The sequence below is a fragment of the Flavobacterium weaverense genome (genome assembly GCF_003688495.1).
GTDB classification, from domain to species: domain Bacteria; phylum Bacteroidota; class Bacteroidia; order Flavobacteriales; family Flavobacteriaceae; genus Flavobacterium; species Flavobacterium weaverense.
In genome coordinates, this window is record NZ_REFH01000009.1 from 567,454 (window position 1) to 582,634 (window position 15,181).

The 15,181-nt window shown below is 31.4% G+C and carries 15 protein-coding genes; 5 read left to right on the plus strand and 10 right to left on the minus strand.

The window, feature by feature from the left end:
• Window positions 1-258 precede the first annotated feature (258 nt).
• Window positions 259-1,677 (plus strand): amidohydrolase family protein, encoded by a 1,419-nt coding sequence (locus tag BC961_RS09175; RefSeq protein WP_121925541.1) that lies wholly within the window; start codon window positions 259-261, stop codon window positions 1,675-1,677.
• Window positions 1,678-1,765: 88 nt separating this feature from the next.
• Here BC961_RS09175 and BC961_RS09180 read toward each other — a convergent pair whose 3' ends face one another.
• The 6 genes from BC961_RS09180 to BC961_RS09205 all read right to left on the minus strand — a co-directional run bounded on the left by BC961_RS09180 (window position 1,766) and on the right by BC961_RS09205 (window position 8,507).
• Window positions 1,766-2,131, minus strand: a complete 366-nt coding sequence (locus tag BC961_RS09180; RefSeq protein WP_121925542.1) for a response regulator transcription factor — start codon at window positions 2,129-2,131, stop codon at window positions 1,766-1,768.
• 104 nt (window positions 2,132-2,235) lie between these two features.
• Window positions 2,236-4,587 (minus strand): response regulator, encoded by a 2,352-nt coding sequence (locus BC961_RS09185; protein WP_121925543.1) that lies wholly within the window; start codon window positions 4,585-4,587, stop codon window positions 2,236-2,238.
• 19 nt (window positions 4,588-4,606) lie between these two features.
• A complete protein-coding gene (locus BC961_RS09190; RefSeq protein WP_245980868.1) occupies window positions 4,607-5,017 on the minus strand; it encodes a response regulator in 411 nt (136 codons plus the stop codon).
• Between the two features lie 21 nt (window positions 5,018-5,038).
• Entirely contained in the window at window positions 5,039-5,449 is a 411-nt protein-coding gene (locus BC961_RS09195; RefSeq protein WP_121925544.1) for a response regulator, read from the minus strand.
• Window positions 5,450-5,453: 4 nt separating this feature from the next.
• The gene (locus BC961_RS09200) at window positions 5,454-6,182 is read right to left on the minus strand and encodes a sensor histidine kinase (RefSeq protein ID WP_121925545.1); all 729 of its coding nucleotides are present in this window, start codon (window positions 6,180-6,182) and stop codon (window positions 5,454-5,456) included.
• 6 nt (window positions 6,183-6,188) lie between these two features.
• A complete protein-coding gene (locus tag BC961_RS09205; RefSeq protein WP_121925546.1) occupies window positions 6,189-8,507 on the minus strand; it encodes a PAS domain S-box protein in 2,319 nt (772 codons plus the stop codon).
• 693 nt (window positions 8,508-9,200) lie between these two features.
• Here BC961_RS09205 and BC961_RS09210 point away from each other — a divergent pair.
• Together BC961_RS09210 and BC961_RS09215 are read left to right on the plus strand one after the other, a co-directional pair.
• Entirely contained in the window at window positions 9,201-10,094 is an 894-nt protein-coding gene (locus BC961_RS09210) for a J domain-containing protein (RefSeq protein WP_121925547.1), read from the plus strand.
• Window positions 10,091-10,384, plus strand: a complete 294-nt coding sequence (locus BC961_RS09215) for a chaperone modulator CbpM (RefSeq protein WP_121925548.1) — start codon at window positions 10,091-10,093, stop codon at window positions 10,382-10,384. Before BC961_RS09210 ends, BC961_RS09215 begins: the two co-directional genes overlap by 4 nt.
• 314 nt (window positions 10,385-10,698) lie before the next feature.
• Here BC961_RS09215 and BC961_RS09220 read toward each other — a convergent pair whose 3' ends face one another.
• A complete protein-coding gene (locus tag BC961_RS09220) occupies window positions 10,699-11,823 on the minus strand; it encodes a cysteine desulfurase family protein (protein ID WP_121925549.1) in 1,125 nt (374 codons plus the stop codon).
• A gap of 29 nt (window positions 11,824-11,852) precedes the next feature.
• Complete coding sequence (locus BC961_RS09225) at window positions 11,853-12,758, minus strand: EamA family transporter (RefSeq protein ID WP_121925550.1); 906 nt, start codon at window positions 12,756-12,758, stop codon at window positions 11,853-11,855.
• A gap of 204 nt (window positions 12,759-12,962) precedes the next feature.
• Here BC961_RS09225 and BC961_RS09230 point away from each other — a divergent pair, with 204 nt between their 5' ends.
• Window positions 12,963-13,910, plus strand: coding sequence for a hypothetical protein (locus BC961_RS09230; protein ID WP_147440539.1), 948 nt, complete (start codon window positions 12,963-12,965; stop codon window positions 13,908-13,910).
• A gap of 137 nt (window positions 13,911-14,047) precedes the next feature.
• Here BC961_RS09230 and BC961_RS09235 read toward each other — a convergent pair whose 3' ends face one another.
• Window positions 14,048-14,599 carry a Smr/MutS family protein gene (locus BC961_RS09235; protein WP_121925552.1) on the minus strand — a complete coding sequence of 184 codons (552 nt, stop codon included), beginning with the start codon at window positions 14,597-14,599 and terminating at the stop codon, window positions 14,048-14,050.
• Window positions 14,592-14,774, minus strand: coding sequence for a hypothetical protein (locus tag BC961_RS09240; RefSeq protein ID WP_121925553.1), 183 nt, complete (start codon window positions 14,772-14,774; stop codon window positions 14,592-14,594). The genes BC961_RS09235 and BC961_RS09240 overlap by 8 nt, the downstream gene beginning before the upstream one ends.
• A gap of 100 nt (window positions 14,775-14,874) precedes the next feature.
• Between BC961_RS09240 and BC961_RS09245 the strand changes: the two genes are divergently transcribed.
• A complete protein-coding gene (locus BC961_RS09245; protein WP_121925554.1) occupies window positions 14,875-15,156 on the plus strand; it encodes a DUF2752 domain-containing protein in 282 nt (93 codons plus the stop codon).
• The last annotated feature ends 25 nt before the right edge of the window (window positions 15,157-15,181 follow it).

Below are 15,181 nucleotides of genomic sequence, written 5' to 3' on the forward strand. Positions count from 1 at the left end.
ATATAATGGAGTTGCTATAGACCTTTTAGAATATTGAATACTATTATCCAATATCAATAAAGCACTAAATGACACGCTTTTTAGCAAAATAGTGATTTCAGATGCTTAAAAAGCAAAATTCATGATGATATGATAAGAGTTTCTCGTTAAAGCTTTCAAAATCAATCAAAAATATTCATCTTTGACAAATTTTATTTTTTTAAGAAAATCGTGTTCACTATTAAACTGGTTTTTTAAAATTTCTACAATAAATAGGCTATGAAACTACTATATACGTTACTCTTTACTCTTTTATTTTCTGCTTCTTATTCACAGTCAGCTAATGACTATTTTGAAAAAATTAGAGATAATGAAGTAGCATTGACTGCTTTTTTTTCTCAAATGCCTAAAGGAGGTGATTTACACCATCACTTTTCTGGTTCTATTTATGCTGAACCATTGTTAGAGCGAGCCATTAGGGATGATTTTTATCTTAATATTGAAACGATGGATGTTTTGCAGGACAAACCTCTAACTGGGAACTGGACACAATTTTCAACTTTGAAAAAAAATGGCACATTAGAGAACTACAAACAAAAAATTATGCAAAAATGGTCTGTAAAGGATTATAATTTTGTTGATTACCCTTCTGATAAATTGTTCTTTGAATCTTTTATGAAGTTTGAGCCAGCGATTCAAGGTAATTTTGGACAAGGATTATTAGAATTAAAAAATAGAGCAATTTCAGAAAACGTAAGCTACATTGAAACGCAACTCTCTACAATTCCTACCGCTATTAATACTGAAGATCTGAGTTCGTTTAATACTCGCTTGAGAAAATTAGCGCTGGTAAAAGATGAAAAAGCAATCATCAAAGCATTAGATTCTGTTTACGCTTCTTTACTTAAAAAAGGTGCTGCGAATGATGCTAAAAGTTTTAATATAAATTTTGTTACGAAAATGCATAACGATTTGAAAATCGATGATGCTCGTTTTACAATGCGTTATCAAAATTTTGTACTTCGATTTATGGAACCGGTTGACTTATTTAAAAATTTAGTAATCGCTTTCATATCTGCTGATGGAAGTCAGCTAATGGCAGGAGTTAATATAGTTTCTCCAGAAGATGGTGAAACCTCAATGAAAGATTACTGGTTACACATGTTAATGTTCAAATACTGCCATTCTAAATATCCAAATGTAAAATATACGATGCATGCTGGAGAACTTACTCTTGGTCTAGTTCAACCTGAAGAATTAACGTGGCATATTGGCGCTGCAGTTTACACTGCAGGAGCTAATCGCATCGGCCACGGTGTTGGCATGGCTTATGAGAAAGATGCTTATAATTTGCTACGTTACATGGCTAAAAAAGCAATTCCAATAGAAATAAACTTAGTGAGTAATGAATTTATTTTAAAAGTGAAAGATAGTCGTCACCCTTTTACATTGTATAAGGAATTTGGCGTTCCTATTGTTATTAGTACTGACGATGCAGGAATCTTGCGGACCAATATGACGGAACAATATGTGCTATTAGCAAAAAGGTACAAGGACGTTTCTTATGCTGATATTAAGCAATTTGTTTATAATAGTATCGCTTACAGTTTTATAAAAGAAGATAAAGTGAAGAAACAATTGACCAAAGATTTAGATAATCGATTTAAAACTTTTGAATCCAACTTCCCTTTGCAATAAATAATTATATCAAATTGCTGAAAAACCTCGCTGATTCTATGAATTAGTGAGTTTTTTTTATAGTTTAAAATATTCGAAAATATATTTTTTATCTTTTTTGTAATAGTCTTTTTACTCGAATCGACAATTCGTTGGGGCTAAAAGGTTTGGTGATAAAATCATCAGCGCCAAGCTCAAATGCTTCCAAAACCGTTTTTTCTAGTCCCACTGCTGATAACATAATTATTGGGATTGATAAGGCAAGTTCTAGTTTTACTCTTTTCACAATATCTAAACCGCTTACAAACGGCATCATAATATCCGATATTATTAAATCAGGCTTTTCAGAAATTATCTTCTCTAAAGCAATCTCGCCATTTTGGCATAAAATTACTTCATAACCTTCTTTTACCATTTTAAATTCCATGGCTTTTAACATCATTTCATCATCCTCAGCAATTAATATTTTTTTCATAATAATTAATTTAAAAATTATAATATAAAATGTAAGATAACAAATGCTACAAACTTCAGACCGATATTGTTAGACTTTAAAAATTTTAAATTTAAAATAGAATTCTAGAAAGCGTGTACCTCTTGCAATTCTAACATAGCTGAATTACATATTTGATTTAAATGCGTTACCTCGTCCTTTCTTTTCTGCGATAGTGGACTATCTTCTATCTCTTTTTCTATTACATCAACAACTCTAGAAGCCTTAACTATTCCTAGTAAACTAAGCGAAGATTTTAATTTATGAACTTCATCTTTCAAAACTTGGATATCGTCGCTATGACAAGCGTTCATAATTAAATCCAGTGACTGAGGCGTATTCTTTAAAAACAACGAAATCATTGTCTTCATAAATTCTGTATCTCCATCTGCAAGATCTCGGAGATATTCGAAATTTACTAAATTTTCTACCCTTTTTAATTCCTTTTTCACCTCTTTTAATGGTATGTTTTTTTCCACTCTTCTATTTAAGTTTTGGTATAATTTATTTAAAAGAATATCAAAATCATACGGTTTAGATAAATAATCATCCATACCATTTTCAAGACATTTTGCCTCTTCTCCTACTGTAGCGTGAGCTGTTAGCGCAATTATTGGAATAGTAGATTTTTCTCCCATATTATTTCTAATATGATTTGTCAATTCAATCCCATCCATTTCTGGCATTTGAATGTCCATTAAAATAATGTCGTAGCTATTGTTTTCAATTTTATCAATTGCTATTTTACCATTATCAGCAACATCAATTTCTTTATTCCATTTTCTAAAAACTTTGATTGCTAAAAGTTGATTGAGCTCATTGTCTTCTACTAAAAGTATATTTATATCTTTTAAGAAATCAGCTGAAATTTTCTCTTCAATGTGGTCATCATTTCTGCCTTCGCTCTCTTTGGCTTTAGCATACTTTAATGAAAATGAAAATTCACTTCCTTTAGCAATAACACTTTCTACATTGATTTTACCTCCTTGCAATTCAACAAGTTTACGAGTTATGGTGAGTCCAAGTCCTGTTCCGCCGTATTTCCTTGTAGTTTCATTTGATGCTTGATTGAAACTCTCAAATATAGAATCGATTTTATCTTTTGGAATACCTATACCGCTATCAGTCACCGAAAATTTCAAATAGCAGTCTGAGTCTGTATTTTTTACTTCTTTAACTATCAATTCTACAAATCCTTTCTCAGTAAATTTTATAGCGTTTCCAATTAAATTGAACAAAATTTGAGAAAGCTTAGTGGGATCGCCAATTAAATTATCACATACATTTGGACTAATCTGACACAATAATTTAATGCCCTTATCTTTTGCGGTTGAATCCAATAATTCAATTACTGAATGAACTGTTTTTGATACTGAAAAACGAACTTCTTCTAAAGTCATTTTATTAGCTTCAATTTTAGAAAAGTCAAGTATATCGTTAATGATATACATTAAATTTTGACTCGCTTTTTTAATAGCTTCAACACTTTGTTTTTGATCATTATCTAAGCTAGTGCTTTCAAGTATTCTTGCAAAACCAATGATTCCATTCATAGGAGTACGTATTTCGTGACTCATATTAGTTAGAAATTGTTCTTTGATAATCACAGCTTGCTCTGCTAATTCTTTAGCTTTAATAAGCTCTGATTCAGTTCGCTTTTGTTCTGTAATATCTTGAATCGTACCTAGGATTTTACAAGGTTTATCTTTCTCATCAATCAAGCATTTAATAAATTGATTGATGTATTTAATATTGCCTTCTTTAGTTGTTATAGCATGATAAAACTGCACTTCAGCTCTAGTAGTCTTTACATCGTAAAGATTTTTTTCAAAACGCACTAAGTCTTTTTCGTCTGTAATACACGTTTTAATAAAATCTACTGATAACGATTGCTCACAATCAACTTCAAAAATAGTGTAGAATTCATCTGAAAAAAACATTTCATCATTAGCTAAATTAAATTCCCAACTACCAATTTTAGCTAACTTCTGCGCTTCTAAAAGACGCGTTGAATTTACTTTAAGTGCTAATTCAGTTATTTTTCGCTGCTTTAAACTATCGTGCAATTTCATCGCATTTCTAATGCTTTGAGATACACCATCAGGCGTTAGTAAAGTTTTAGGGATGTAATCAGAAGCACCACTTAATATCGCCTGACTTGCAATTTTTTCGTCTCCTTGAGAGGTTACAAAAATCACGGGAGTTTCAATACCACGATCACGAATTTTTTTAAGAAAAGAAATGCCATCCGTATCTGGCATCATATAATCTAAAAAGATTAAATCATATTCTAAGGATTCGATTTTTATTATTCCTTCTTTAGCAGAGAAAACGCTATCGACCTCTGCCACAATGCCCGACTGAGATATGGAGCGACTGATCGTTATGGAATCGATTTTATCATCGTCCATTATTAATATTTTTAAAGCGACTGCCATAATACTGTGTTGGTTTAACTTATAACTCAATTATATTCCAATAATCATTTAGCACAGAAAAACAGTTATTTAACTCTTGTACTCCAAAAGTTATTGGTATATATCCTGCAATATTTAAATTTAATGCAGCTAATTTATTAGACTGCGAAACGGAATTAGTGATTACGAAGACTAGCATTGACTTTAAATCTGGATGACTCCTTAAAGTGTTCAATAAATGCATACCTTCATCTTTTGTCCTATTTACGTCTATTAAGACTATTTTAGGAACGGGAAATACTTTACATGATCCCTCGAGCATTGACAACGCTTCATCTTCATTGCAAGCAGAATATAATGTAGGTTTTATTTCAAAGTCTGAAAAGAAGCCTTTAATACTCTCTAGAATAGTTACTCGATCGTCAACTAATAAGATACTTATATTCGCCATAACATAAATGGATTTTAATGCCTACATTTCACATAGTTGCCAAAAATTCTTAAGTGTAGCAACTGAAGTCAGAAACTTTTCAAAAGACAATGGTTTAAGTATATATCCTGCTACATTGAGATTGTAAGCATTTATTTTGTCTGAATCTTCATTTGAAGTCGTCATAACAAAAACGGAGATATTTTTAAGCTTTTCGTTTTCCCTCATTACTTTTAGAAATTCAATACCATTCATTTTTGGCATATTTATATCTAAAATTATAATTTTTGGAAGCGGAATAATTTGATTTTCTAACATCTCTAAAGCTTCAATACCGTTACCAGCAACAAAAAGCGGATTCTTTATATTATTTTTAGAGAATGCTCTTTTCACATTCATTACATCTACTTCGTCGTCTTCGACCAATAAAATGTTTACCAATTTCTGGTTCATAATTTTAGCTTTTTAATATTATATTTTTAGGCCAATTTAGTGTAAAAATTGAACCATTTTCTATACCTTCTGTGTATTTAATTTTTCCTCCAACTAATTTTATTATTTTACAACTAATTGCTAATCCTGCTCCAGTAGTGTCCACAACATCTTTAGAATTTACAGTATAGAAAATAGAGTATATTTTATGCGCTACCTCTTCGGGAATACCGGGACCGTTATCTGTAATTTCGATTATATAATCCGTTTCACTTTCTAAAATAGTGATGCTAACTTTTTTATTAACTTTATCATTAAATCGCACCGCATTATCAATCAAATTCAGCACTACTTTTTGCAACTTTGCGCCTAGAGTTACAACGTTTTCTTTGATGAGGTTTGCCTTTACAACAAATTCAATCTTAGGATCACTATTAAACAAGTCAATACAGTTTCCAATAATTTTAGGGATATTAACTTCATAAAACTCTAAATCCATTCTGTCTACACGCGATAGCTCTAACAAACCATTCATCATATTTTCAAGTCGGTTGACTCTGTTTTTCAGCAATCCAAAATTGGTTGTAATATCCTCACTCAATCCATTTTCTAAATCTTCTTCAATCCAAGTTGTTATATTTGAAATTGCTCTCATTGGCGATTTTATATCATGAGAAACAATATAAACAAACTCATCGTATTCTTTTTTTAAAGCGGTCAATTCCTCTTGGCAATTTTTTAAAGATTCCTCCATTATATTCTATTTAGGGAATGTAAATATGAAACTACAGCCCTCGTTTTCTACTGATTCAATATAAATTATTCCACCTTTTTCTTCAATAATTTTCTTGACTATTGACAATCCAACTCCCGTACTTTCCTTTACATCGCGGGCTACAATGGTTTGAAAAATTTTAAATACTTTTTGATGATACTCCTCTGCGATTCCAGGTCCATTATCAGTTACAGTAAACTGATGATAACCCGGTAAAGATTCATAATGACATTCAATCTTTCCAATTAATTTATCATTATATTTCACTGCATTACTAATCAAGTTGCTAAAAACCTGCTCTAAAAGTATTTTTTCTGATTCAATTATAGGAAATTCATCACCGATAATAACTTCAAATCCTGTTTTAGGAACGATAGAGTCAATTACTTGGTGCAACATGGATTTTAGATCAATCGTTTCATGTTCTATTTCAACACGACCTATTCGAGAATATTCTAAAACACCATTAATTAAATTTTCCATTCTTAAAACACGGCCACGAAGCAAGTCAAAATTTGAACTCACATCCTGTGGCATTGTAGGCATGTCCTCAACAATCCATTCCGCTAGATTATTGATTGCTCGTAACGGCGCTTTTAAATCATGAGAAACTACGTATGCAAACTCATCCAGTTCTTTATTCTTCTTTTCAAGATTTTTCAACACATTAGTTAAATTTTCCTCTGCAATCTTTTGATCTGTAATATCTGTACTGATGGAGATATATTGATAAGGTCGATTTTGATCATCTTTAAAGGGAACAATTGTCATTCTTTCCCAATAGCAAGATCCATCTTTAGCTAAATTGCGAATTTCACCTTTCCAAATATCACCATTAACTATTGTATTTAAAATTGCTTTGGCACCTACTTTAACAAAATATCCTGTGATATCACGCTGATTTTTTCCTATTAATTCTGCTTCCTCGTATTTAGAAACTGTACAGAAATTTTCATTCACATATGTTAACAATCCATTTTTATCAGAAATAGAGACTATAGCGGATTCATCAAGAGCGGAACGAATATCTCTAATTTCTTTTGATTTTCTAATAAGTTCTTGCTCTGCAACTGTAATTTCAGTTATATCTTGAATAATTCCTTTAAGCTCTATAACTTCTCCCTTTTCGTTTTTAAAGGGTTGGCCAATCTCCAAAATATGTTTTATACTTCCATCATTCAGAACAATTCTATATTTAATCTTGAAACTTTCACCTATTTTAATGGCGTTCTCAGTGCTTTTATCCATCTTTTCCAGATCATCTGGATGAATTCTATTTTTAAAAGCTTGAAACAATTGATCAGCAGGCAAATTATCCATTTCAAATATTTGATAATGCCCTTCTGACCAAATAAGATCATGGGACTTTATAGTATATTTCCAGCTACCAATTTTCGCAATATTTTGTGACTCATTTAGTAAATTAGCACGGTCAATAAGATTTTGTTCCGCTGCTTTTTCCTCTGTTACATTTCGAGCGATGCAATATAGATTTCCAGTGATGGGATCTGGAGATGTATTCCAGCTTAATGCAATATAATCTCCATTTTTACATCTAAAACGATTTACAAAACTAACAGTTAATTCTCCTGTTACCAGTTTCTCAACTTCCTTTGATGTATCAGCTAAATCATCAGGATGGACGAAATCAACAAAAGCAGTACCTTCCAACTCTTCTTTCGAATAACCTAAAACTTTTGTAAATGCTGGATTAACTTTGTAAAACAGACCATTGACATTTGCTATACAAACTAAGTCTTTAGAAAGCTCAATGAAATTCTGTAATTCTTTCTGAGATTCAAGAAAATCTGAATGTTTCATTCGAGAATCTAGTAAAGTAACAACCTGATCCGCTAAAAGCTTTAAAGCATTTTTTTGCTCATCAGATAGATTTTTTGGTTCCGTGTCAATAACACATAGCGAACCCATATTCAAGCCTTCTTTAGTGCGTAGTGGAGCACCAGCATAAAAACGAATATCAGGATTACCTGTTACTAAGGGATTGTCTGAAAATAATAGGTCTTCAGTAGCATTTGGAACTTCAAATACTTCGTCACCCATAATGGTATATTGACAAAATGAAATCTCTCTTGGTGTTTCAGTGGCATCGATACCAAATCTTGATTTAAACCATTGACGATCTTCGTCAATAAGACTCACTAAAGCGATTGGAGTTTTGCAAATAAAAGAGGCAAGTTGCGTAATTGCATCGTATTCCTTCTCAGACAAAGTATCCATAACGGAGTACTTTTTGAGCGCTTCTAATCTTTTAACTTCATTTTCAGGTATAGGATACTTTTTCATTAACTTGGGGCTGTTTTGTAAAAGTGAACTGCAATCTCGATAAATTACGCAGATTAGACAATAATGATCTCTGCCACTACTATAAGTTCTTTGCTGCTTAAATAAACGGTTGCCTTACAAAAATAAAATTATTTTTGAATTAAACAGTGACTTAACACGTTATTCTTTACCAAATACGGAAAAGAGCAGCAGTTATTATTCGTACTTTTTCTTATTATATCTTTTTACTCCTATTTAAGCTATAATGAGAGCTATTAATACATGCAATTTAAAATAAAAACTATTCATTCCGTAGATTGAAGTAAGACTATTTTTAAAACTTTCTCGTACCTTAAAAAAATTAAAATTTAGAAAATAGAGCGATTAGAAGTTTACGTTTTAAATTTTATTTTGCTAGTATCTCTCATTCGAAAAAATCAAATTTATGTTCGTAATTAATCCTTGAAGAGACTTACAACCGTAAAGAGAACTTTCTACTTGCGCATAGTAAACTTAAAAACGAATCGTTTCCAAACAACTAAATAAAACAACCTATTGAAGTTTTCTATATCATTTAACGAGTATGATCTAACTGTAATTCTCTGATTTATAAAGTCCTTTAATTAAAAAATTGATTAAATTTGGAACAAGAGAACGCAAATTTTTAACATGACCTCACTCTGTTTTCTATAAACCGAAATAAATAAAAACAAAATGGCATTTATTGACTATTATAAAATTCTTGAAATAGATAAAAAAGCGACAGAAGCTGAGATTAAAAAAGCGTATCGCAAACTTGCTCGTAAATACCATCCTGATTTAAATCCAAATGACAAGGAAGCCGAAAAGAAATTTAAAGAATTAAACGAGGCAAATGAAGTTTTGAGCCACGTCGAAAACAGAAAAAAGTACGACGCTTACGGTGAAAACTGGCAGCATGGAGAGCAATATGAAAAATCGACACAGCAGCAACAGCAATATCAAGGCAATGGTCAACAAGGAGGTTTCAATGAAGGTGCAGACTTTTCTGATTTTTTCGAATCTATGTTTGGTGGTCGCACTCAAGGCAATGGCGGTCGTAGAACAACACAATTTAAAGGACAAGATTTTAACGCTGAACTACAATTAGATTTAAAAGATGTTTTCGCCACTCACAAACGAACTTTAACTATAAATGGTAAAAATATCAGAATTACAATTCCTGCAGGAGTTGAGAACGGCCAACAAATAAAAATCAGCGGATTAGGTGGCGAAGGATCTTCTAACGGGCCAAAAGGTGATTTATACATTACTTTCTCCATTGAAAATCACACTAATTTCAAATTAGAGAAACATAATTTGTATACTACCGTCGATGTGGATTTATATACTGCAATACTAGGCGGAGAAATCACTGCAGACACTTTTAACGGGAAAGTAAAACTAATTTTAAAACCTGGAACTCAAAACGGAAGTAAAGTCAAATTGAAAGGAAAAGGATTTCCTGTTTATAAAAAAGAGGGAGAATTTGGAGACTTATATATTACTTATCAAATAAAAATTCCAACAAATCTCTCTGAAAAGGAAAAAGAATTATTTACTGAACTTGCAAAATTAAAAACCTCATGAATATAGAAAAATTAATACCAATCCCAGACCTATGTTCCTATTATGAAGTTGAAATGTCATTTTTTACAAAACTTAGTGAAATGGGCCGATTAGAAATAATAAAGATCGAAAGCAGTTCGTATATCGATTTAGACGCAATTTACGAAATTGAAAAAATGATTCATATTCATCAAGATTTAGAAGTTAATTTAGAAGGAATAGACGTTGTTTTGAACATGTTACAAAAATTAGATGGATTACAAAGTGAATTACAATCTTTAAAAAATAGACTTAGACTTTACGAAAGTTAGATTGTTCTGATCTGCTTTAAAAATATAAAAAGAGTAAATTTTGATTTTGGAAAATTTTGAATCACTTTTATTTTAGTGAAAAGTTTATTTAATATACATTACAGATGCAGATGAGCAAAGAAAATCTTTTGCAATATAACCGTAAAAAATATCTTTATAGAATCAATATTCACTAAGAGCCTTTCGAAAAACACCGAAGAAAGGAAGAATTAGCGTAAAATATATTAAAATAATTATCACGCACTAATTCTTAATAAATAGAAAACCCAAATTAGAATTTTACTAATTTGGGTTTTCTATTTATAATTAATTCTTTATATCGTTTTTAAAGCTTCGATAAGAGCATCGATATCTTGCAGTTTATTAAAATGACTAAAAGAAATTCTTAAACTTGGTTTTTTTAAATCTTGATCTGAAAGCATTTCTAATAAAACGTGGGAAGGCTTTATACTTCCTGACTGGCAAGCACTTCCTCTAGAAACTGCGATTCCCTTCATATCTAAATGAAATAAAATCATTGCTGTTTTATCTTCGGGAAAAGGTAATAGTACGTTTAAAATAGTGTAAAAGCCATCAACATCTCCATTTACTTTATAATCTGGAAACTCTATTTCTAATTTGGATAAAAGATATTCTCTTAGGTCTAAAATATGACTTTTTTCTGTTTCCAAGTTGGTATAGGATAACTCTAACGCTTTTGCCATTCCTGCAATTTGATGCAAAGCCTCAGTTCCAGCGCGTAATCCTTTTTCTTGCTCTCCACCAAAAAATAATGGTTGGATACCAGAATTTTTTCGAATAAAGGTAAAACCGACACCTTTAGGTCCGTGAAATTTATGAGCACTTGCAACGATAAAATCAACTGCTGTTATCTGTAAATCTATTTCTATTTTACCAATGGATTGTACGGTATCCGAATGAAACAAAGCAGCATGTTCTTTACAAATTATACCAACGCGTTCTAAATCTAAAATAGTACCAGTCTCATTATTAACATGCATCAAACTCACCAGCGTTTTCTCGTCGTGAGATAACAATTCCACTAAATGAGTGATATCAATTTCTCCGCTTGCTTTGACGTTTACATAATCTATTTTAATATCAAATTCTTTTTGTAAAACCAATGCAGTGTACAAAACCGCATGATGTTCCATTCTACTAGTGATTATTCGCGTCACTTGTAAATCCTTGACAGCCGAACGAAGAATCCAGTTATTAGCTTCTGTGCCGCAAGAAGTAAAAATAATCTCTTGTGCAGTCGCATTTAAATTTTGTGCAATTGATTTTCTTGAAAGTTCTAAAACACTTTTAGACTTGCGTCCTAAGCTATGAGTTGAAGAAGGGTTACCATAATCTTCTGCTAATACCTTAGTCATTTCTTGAATTACTTCAGGCCGAAGTGCCGTCGTTGAGGCATTATCGAGATATATATTTTTCATTTTGTTTTATTATAAAGCATTAAAAAAAACTACTTTTTGTTCAATAGTAGTATTCTGCGGGAGAATAAAGCTTTGGCATTAAAGACCACTATCGAAATTAAAATTAAAAAATAGGAAAATAATTGTAATGTGCTGACTTGTTCATTGTAATAAAAAATCGCTACTAAAAACGTTATTATAGGATTAATATAAAGCATAATCCCTACCGCTGAAGAATTGATTCCTTTAAGTGCATACAAATTTAAAAACAGTGGGATTATCGTAAAAAACACCACAACAAAAAACATACAAGCATAAAATAAAGGTTCTGTAGGAAGCGCGCCGCTGTAACTAGGATAAAAAGGAAGAATAACTACAGCTGTAAAAAGCAACTGTATTGTTAACGCTAAAAATTTATCCATTTGGCTATTTTTTCGTTGACTAACAAGATAAAGAGCATAGGTTGTGGCGACTATAAGACTGTAGAATATATCGGTAAAATGATTAAATGACAATAAGACGCAGCTAAAAAGACTGATCATAACAGCTATCCATTGTATTTTACTTAATTTCTCTTGCAAAATAAAGAAAGCGAAGACTGTAGTTAGAATTGGGCATATTAAGTACGCTAAAGATGCTGCTTTAACGCTGACATGATTGACCACATAAATAAAAACAAACCAATTTAAAATAAGAAAGACAGCTCCTCCCAGAGTTAGAGATATTACACTTCTCTTTTGTCGCAAGGTGCTACTTTTAAATTGTCTCCAATCTTTCCTTAATACGTTTCTTCGGAAAGCAAGGTTGATCGTTACCATCGTCAATACACTAAAAAACACACGGTAAAAAAGAATATCAAGTGAAGCGTAATTATGCAATGGTTTTAAAGCGAAACTAAAAAAACCCCAGAGAAAGAATGCTATAAAAGCAGCCGAATAATATTTATTAACTGGCATAAGAAGTATTAAATTGCTGCAAATATACTGATTTCATTCTGCTTTAACACGTTTCAAATCGTTCTTGAATATAAAAATAAGTAATAATTCTTCTCAAATTTTAAGTGCGTAACAAACACAATTTGATGTTAAATAATCTAATTTTAAAGGGTATTCCATTTGGAACAAATTAAAAATTCTATTTTTGTTAGAAATATTATAAAAATGAAAAGAATAATTGGTTTATTGATTTTTACTTTGTGTTTAAACAGTTGCGACGACGGAGATTTAATACAAGAAGACATTAGCTTTGACACTGTTGGCGTGCAGCAATGCGCATCAAATTCGCTACTTTATAAAGTAAAAGACAGTGAGGCTTTAATTTTTAACGCCACTGGAATTAATTTTCCAACAGAGACTACAACTCAAACACTAAACGTAAGTGAGTCCAACCGTTTAATTTATCGTTTTTATAATAACAAGGTTACATCTGCTACAATCTGTGACGCTATTCCACCGGCTATTCCTGTTGTAACAGATCAGTGGTCAGCAACTGGAGGCAAAATAATTATAAATACTACAGCGGTCAAAACTGTAAAGGATACTGATAATAGCTCTAAAATTACGGGTTATAACCATAATATTACTTTTAAAAACATCACATTTAATAAAAGCGACGGTAAAACTCAAGTATACGAGACGTTTACTTTTGGTGACTTGGTTGTAAGCGCAACAGCATTACCATTAGCTTTTACAAAAGTTTTAAAGCAATGTCCTTCCACTAAACAAGTTTACGACAAGAACAGTAGCGAAGCGCTAATATTAGATATTGATCCAGCACTAATTGTTAATACAGCTACACAGTTAAACGCTCCGAGAACAGGTTTGATATCAGATATGAAAAATAAACTAACGTATAGATTATTCTCTGGCTTATTAACCGATGACTACTTTTGTAATAGTGTTTATCCAGCAACTCCTGCAATTATTGAGGAATGGATTGCAGTACCCGGAGTAGCAAATACAACTGGAATCATCGAGGTAACAACTACAATTTTTGGAAATGGATTCAAGCATACTATCGTCATAAAAAAAGGAAAATTAAAGAAAGGAAATAGCGATTTTCTTTTAGGTGATAATTACATTTATGGTGAATTACTAACCACTAATTAGGCTTATAAATAACGTATATAATAGCATTAGAACTGCTCCCAATAAATAGTAAAAGGTCTTATTTTAAACTGAATTTTCTATGTGAATTTCAGTTTAAAATTGGACCTCTTTTTTAATCTAAAAATAGATGTAGCAAATTACATCGCGCTTTGTTTTATAAAAACTTCGGTGGCACCTTGACCATATTTTTGATAATTACCCTCTACAAAAGCAATGTTATCGTATCTTCCTAACAAGAAATCTAGCTCTGCTTTTAACACTCCTTCACCAACGCCGTGAATAAAAACTATCTTGGGAATTCTATTTCTAATTGCAAATTCAATGTGACGTTTAGCCGTATCAGTTTGTAATGTAAGAATGTCATAATTTGACATTCCACGTTTGTTAGGAACTAATTTTTCTATGTGCAAATCAAATTCTGGAGCAGGAATTTCATGCTTAGATTTCTTCTCTTTTACAAAACTTCGAGCTTTTGGAATTTCTTTTTCCTTAGAAATTTCACTTACATCAAATCTTCTAATAGAATCAAGTAAGTTACTGGAATCGTTTATTTTAAGTAATTCATTGACAAAAAATGTCATCACAAATCCATCCTGTGTTTCTATTGTGATTTGGTCGCCTTGCACTGACAGCACTACTCCATCCATCGCTTCATCAAGTACCGAAACTTTATCCCCTTTTTTATACATTGTCATCTTCTTTATCTTGATTCTTACTTGGTGTTTTTGCGCTCAATTGCATCATGCCAAACATGAAAACTGCAATTGCGCCAACCATTATATAAACGTTTTTTTCAGCACTCGCCTGTTGGTATAGCGCCACTAATATGGCTACTATCATTATGGGAATTAGAAACTTTTTCATCTTTTAAAATATCAGATTCCAAAAGTAATGAATTTAAAATTACCTCTTTATTATTTCAATGCTTAGTTAATTTATTGTAAAATTGTAAAAAATAAAACTGTTGGATTTAGAAAAATATATGTTCCCTTGTTTAAGCAAAACACTCTTTGGAATAGAGTGTTTAGGTTGCGGATTTCAGCGAAGTTTTTTTCTGCTTTTACAAGGCGATATTTCTGGATCTTTTAAAATGTATCCAGCACTTTTTACGACTTTTTTATTTCTTTTAATTCTTGGATTAAATCATTTTGACACCTCCAGAAATTATAAAAAATCACTTCTGTTTTCGGCAATTTTAAACGGAACATTTATGATTGTAGGTTATGTTTTTAAAAACTACTGCTAAGATTAATTTCATTTTTACTCTTGTT

Bases quoted from the DNA above. Each gene is read 5' to 3' on its own strand.
- BC961_RS09190 (WP_245980868.1), bottom strand. From the start codon at position 5,017: ATGGCGAATATAAGTATCTTATTAGTTGACGATCGAGTAACTATTCTA.
- BC961_RS09240 (WP_121925553.1), bottom strand. From the start codon at position 14,774: ATGAAAAAGTTTCTAATTCCCATAATGATAGTAGCCATATTAGTGGCG.
- BC961_RS09180 (WP_121925542.1), bottom strand. From the start codon at position 2,131: ATGAAAAAAATATTAATTGCTGAGGATGATGAAATGATGTTAAAAGCC.
- BC961_RS09205 (WP_121925546.1), bottom strand. From the start codon at position 8,507: ATGAAAAAGTATCCTATACCTGAAAATGAAGTTAAAAGATTAGAAGCG.
- BC961_RS09185 (WP_121925543.1), bottom strand. From the start codon at position 4,587: ATGGCAGTCGCTTTAAAAATATTAATAATGGACGATGATAAAATCGAT.
- BC961_RS09225 (WP_121925550.1), bottom strand. From the start codon at position 12,758: ATGCCAGTTAATAAATATTATTCGGCTGCTTTTATAGCATTCTTTCTC.
- BC961_RS09175 (WP_121925541.1), top strand. From the start codon at position 259: ATGAAACTACTATATACGTTACTCTTTACTCTTTTATTTTCTGCTTCT.
- BC961_RS09220 (WP_121925549.1), bottom strand. From the start codon at position 11,823: ATGAAAAATATATATCTCGATAATGCCTCAACGACGGCACTTCGGCCT.
- BC961_RS09230 (WP_147440539.1), top strand. From the start codon at position 12,963: ATGAAAAGAATAATTGGTTTATTGATTTTTACTTTGTGTTTAAACAGT.
- BC961_RS09200 (WP_121925545.1), bottom strand. From the start codon at position 6,182: ATGGAGGAATCTTTAAAAAATTGCCAAGAGGAATTGACCGCTTTAAAA.
- BC961_RS09235 (WP_121925552.1), bottom strand. From the start codon at position 14,599: ATGTATAAAAAAGGGGATAAAGTTTCGGTACTTGATGAAGCGATGGAT.
- BC961_RS09215 (WP_121925548.1), top strand. From the start codon at position 10,091: ATGAATATAGAAAAATTAATACCAATCCCAGACCTATGTTCCTATTAT.
- BC961_RS09210 (WP_121925547.1), top strand. From the start codon at position 9,201: ATGGCATTTATTGACTATTATAAAATTCTTGAAATAGATAAAAAAGCG.
- BC961_RS09195 (WP_121925544.1), bottom strand. From the start codon at position 5,449: ATGAACCAGAAATTGGTAAACATTTTATTGGTCGAAGACGACGAAGTA.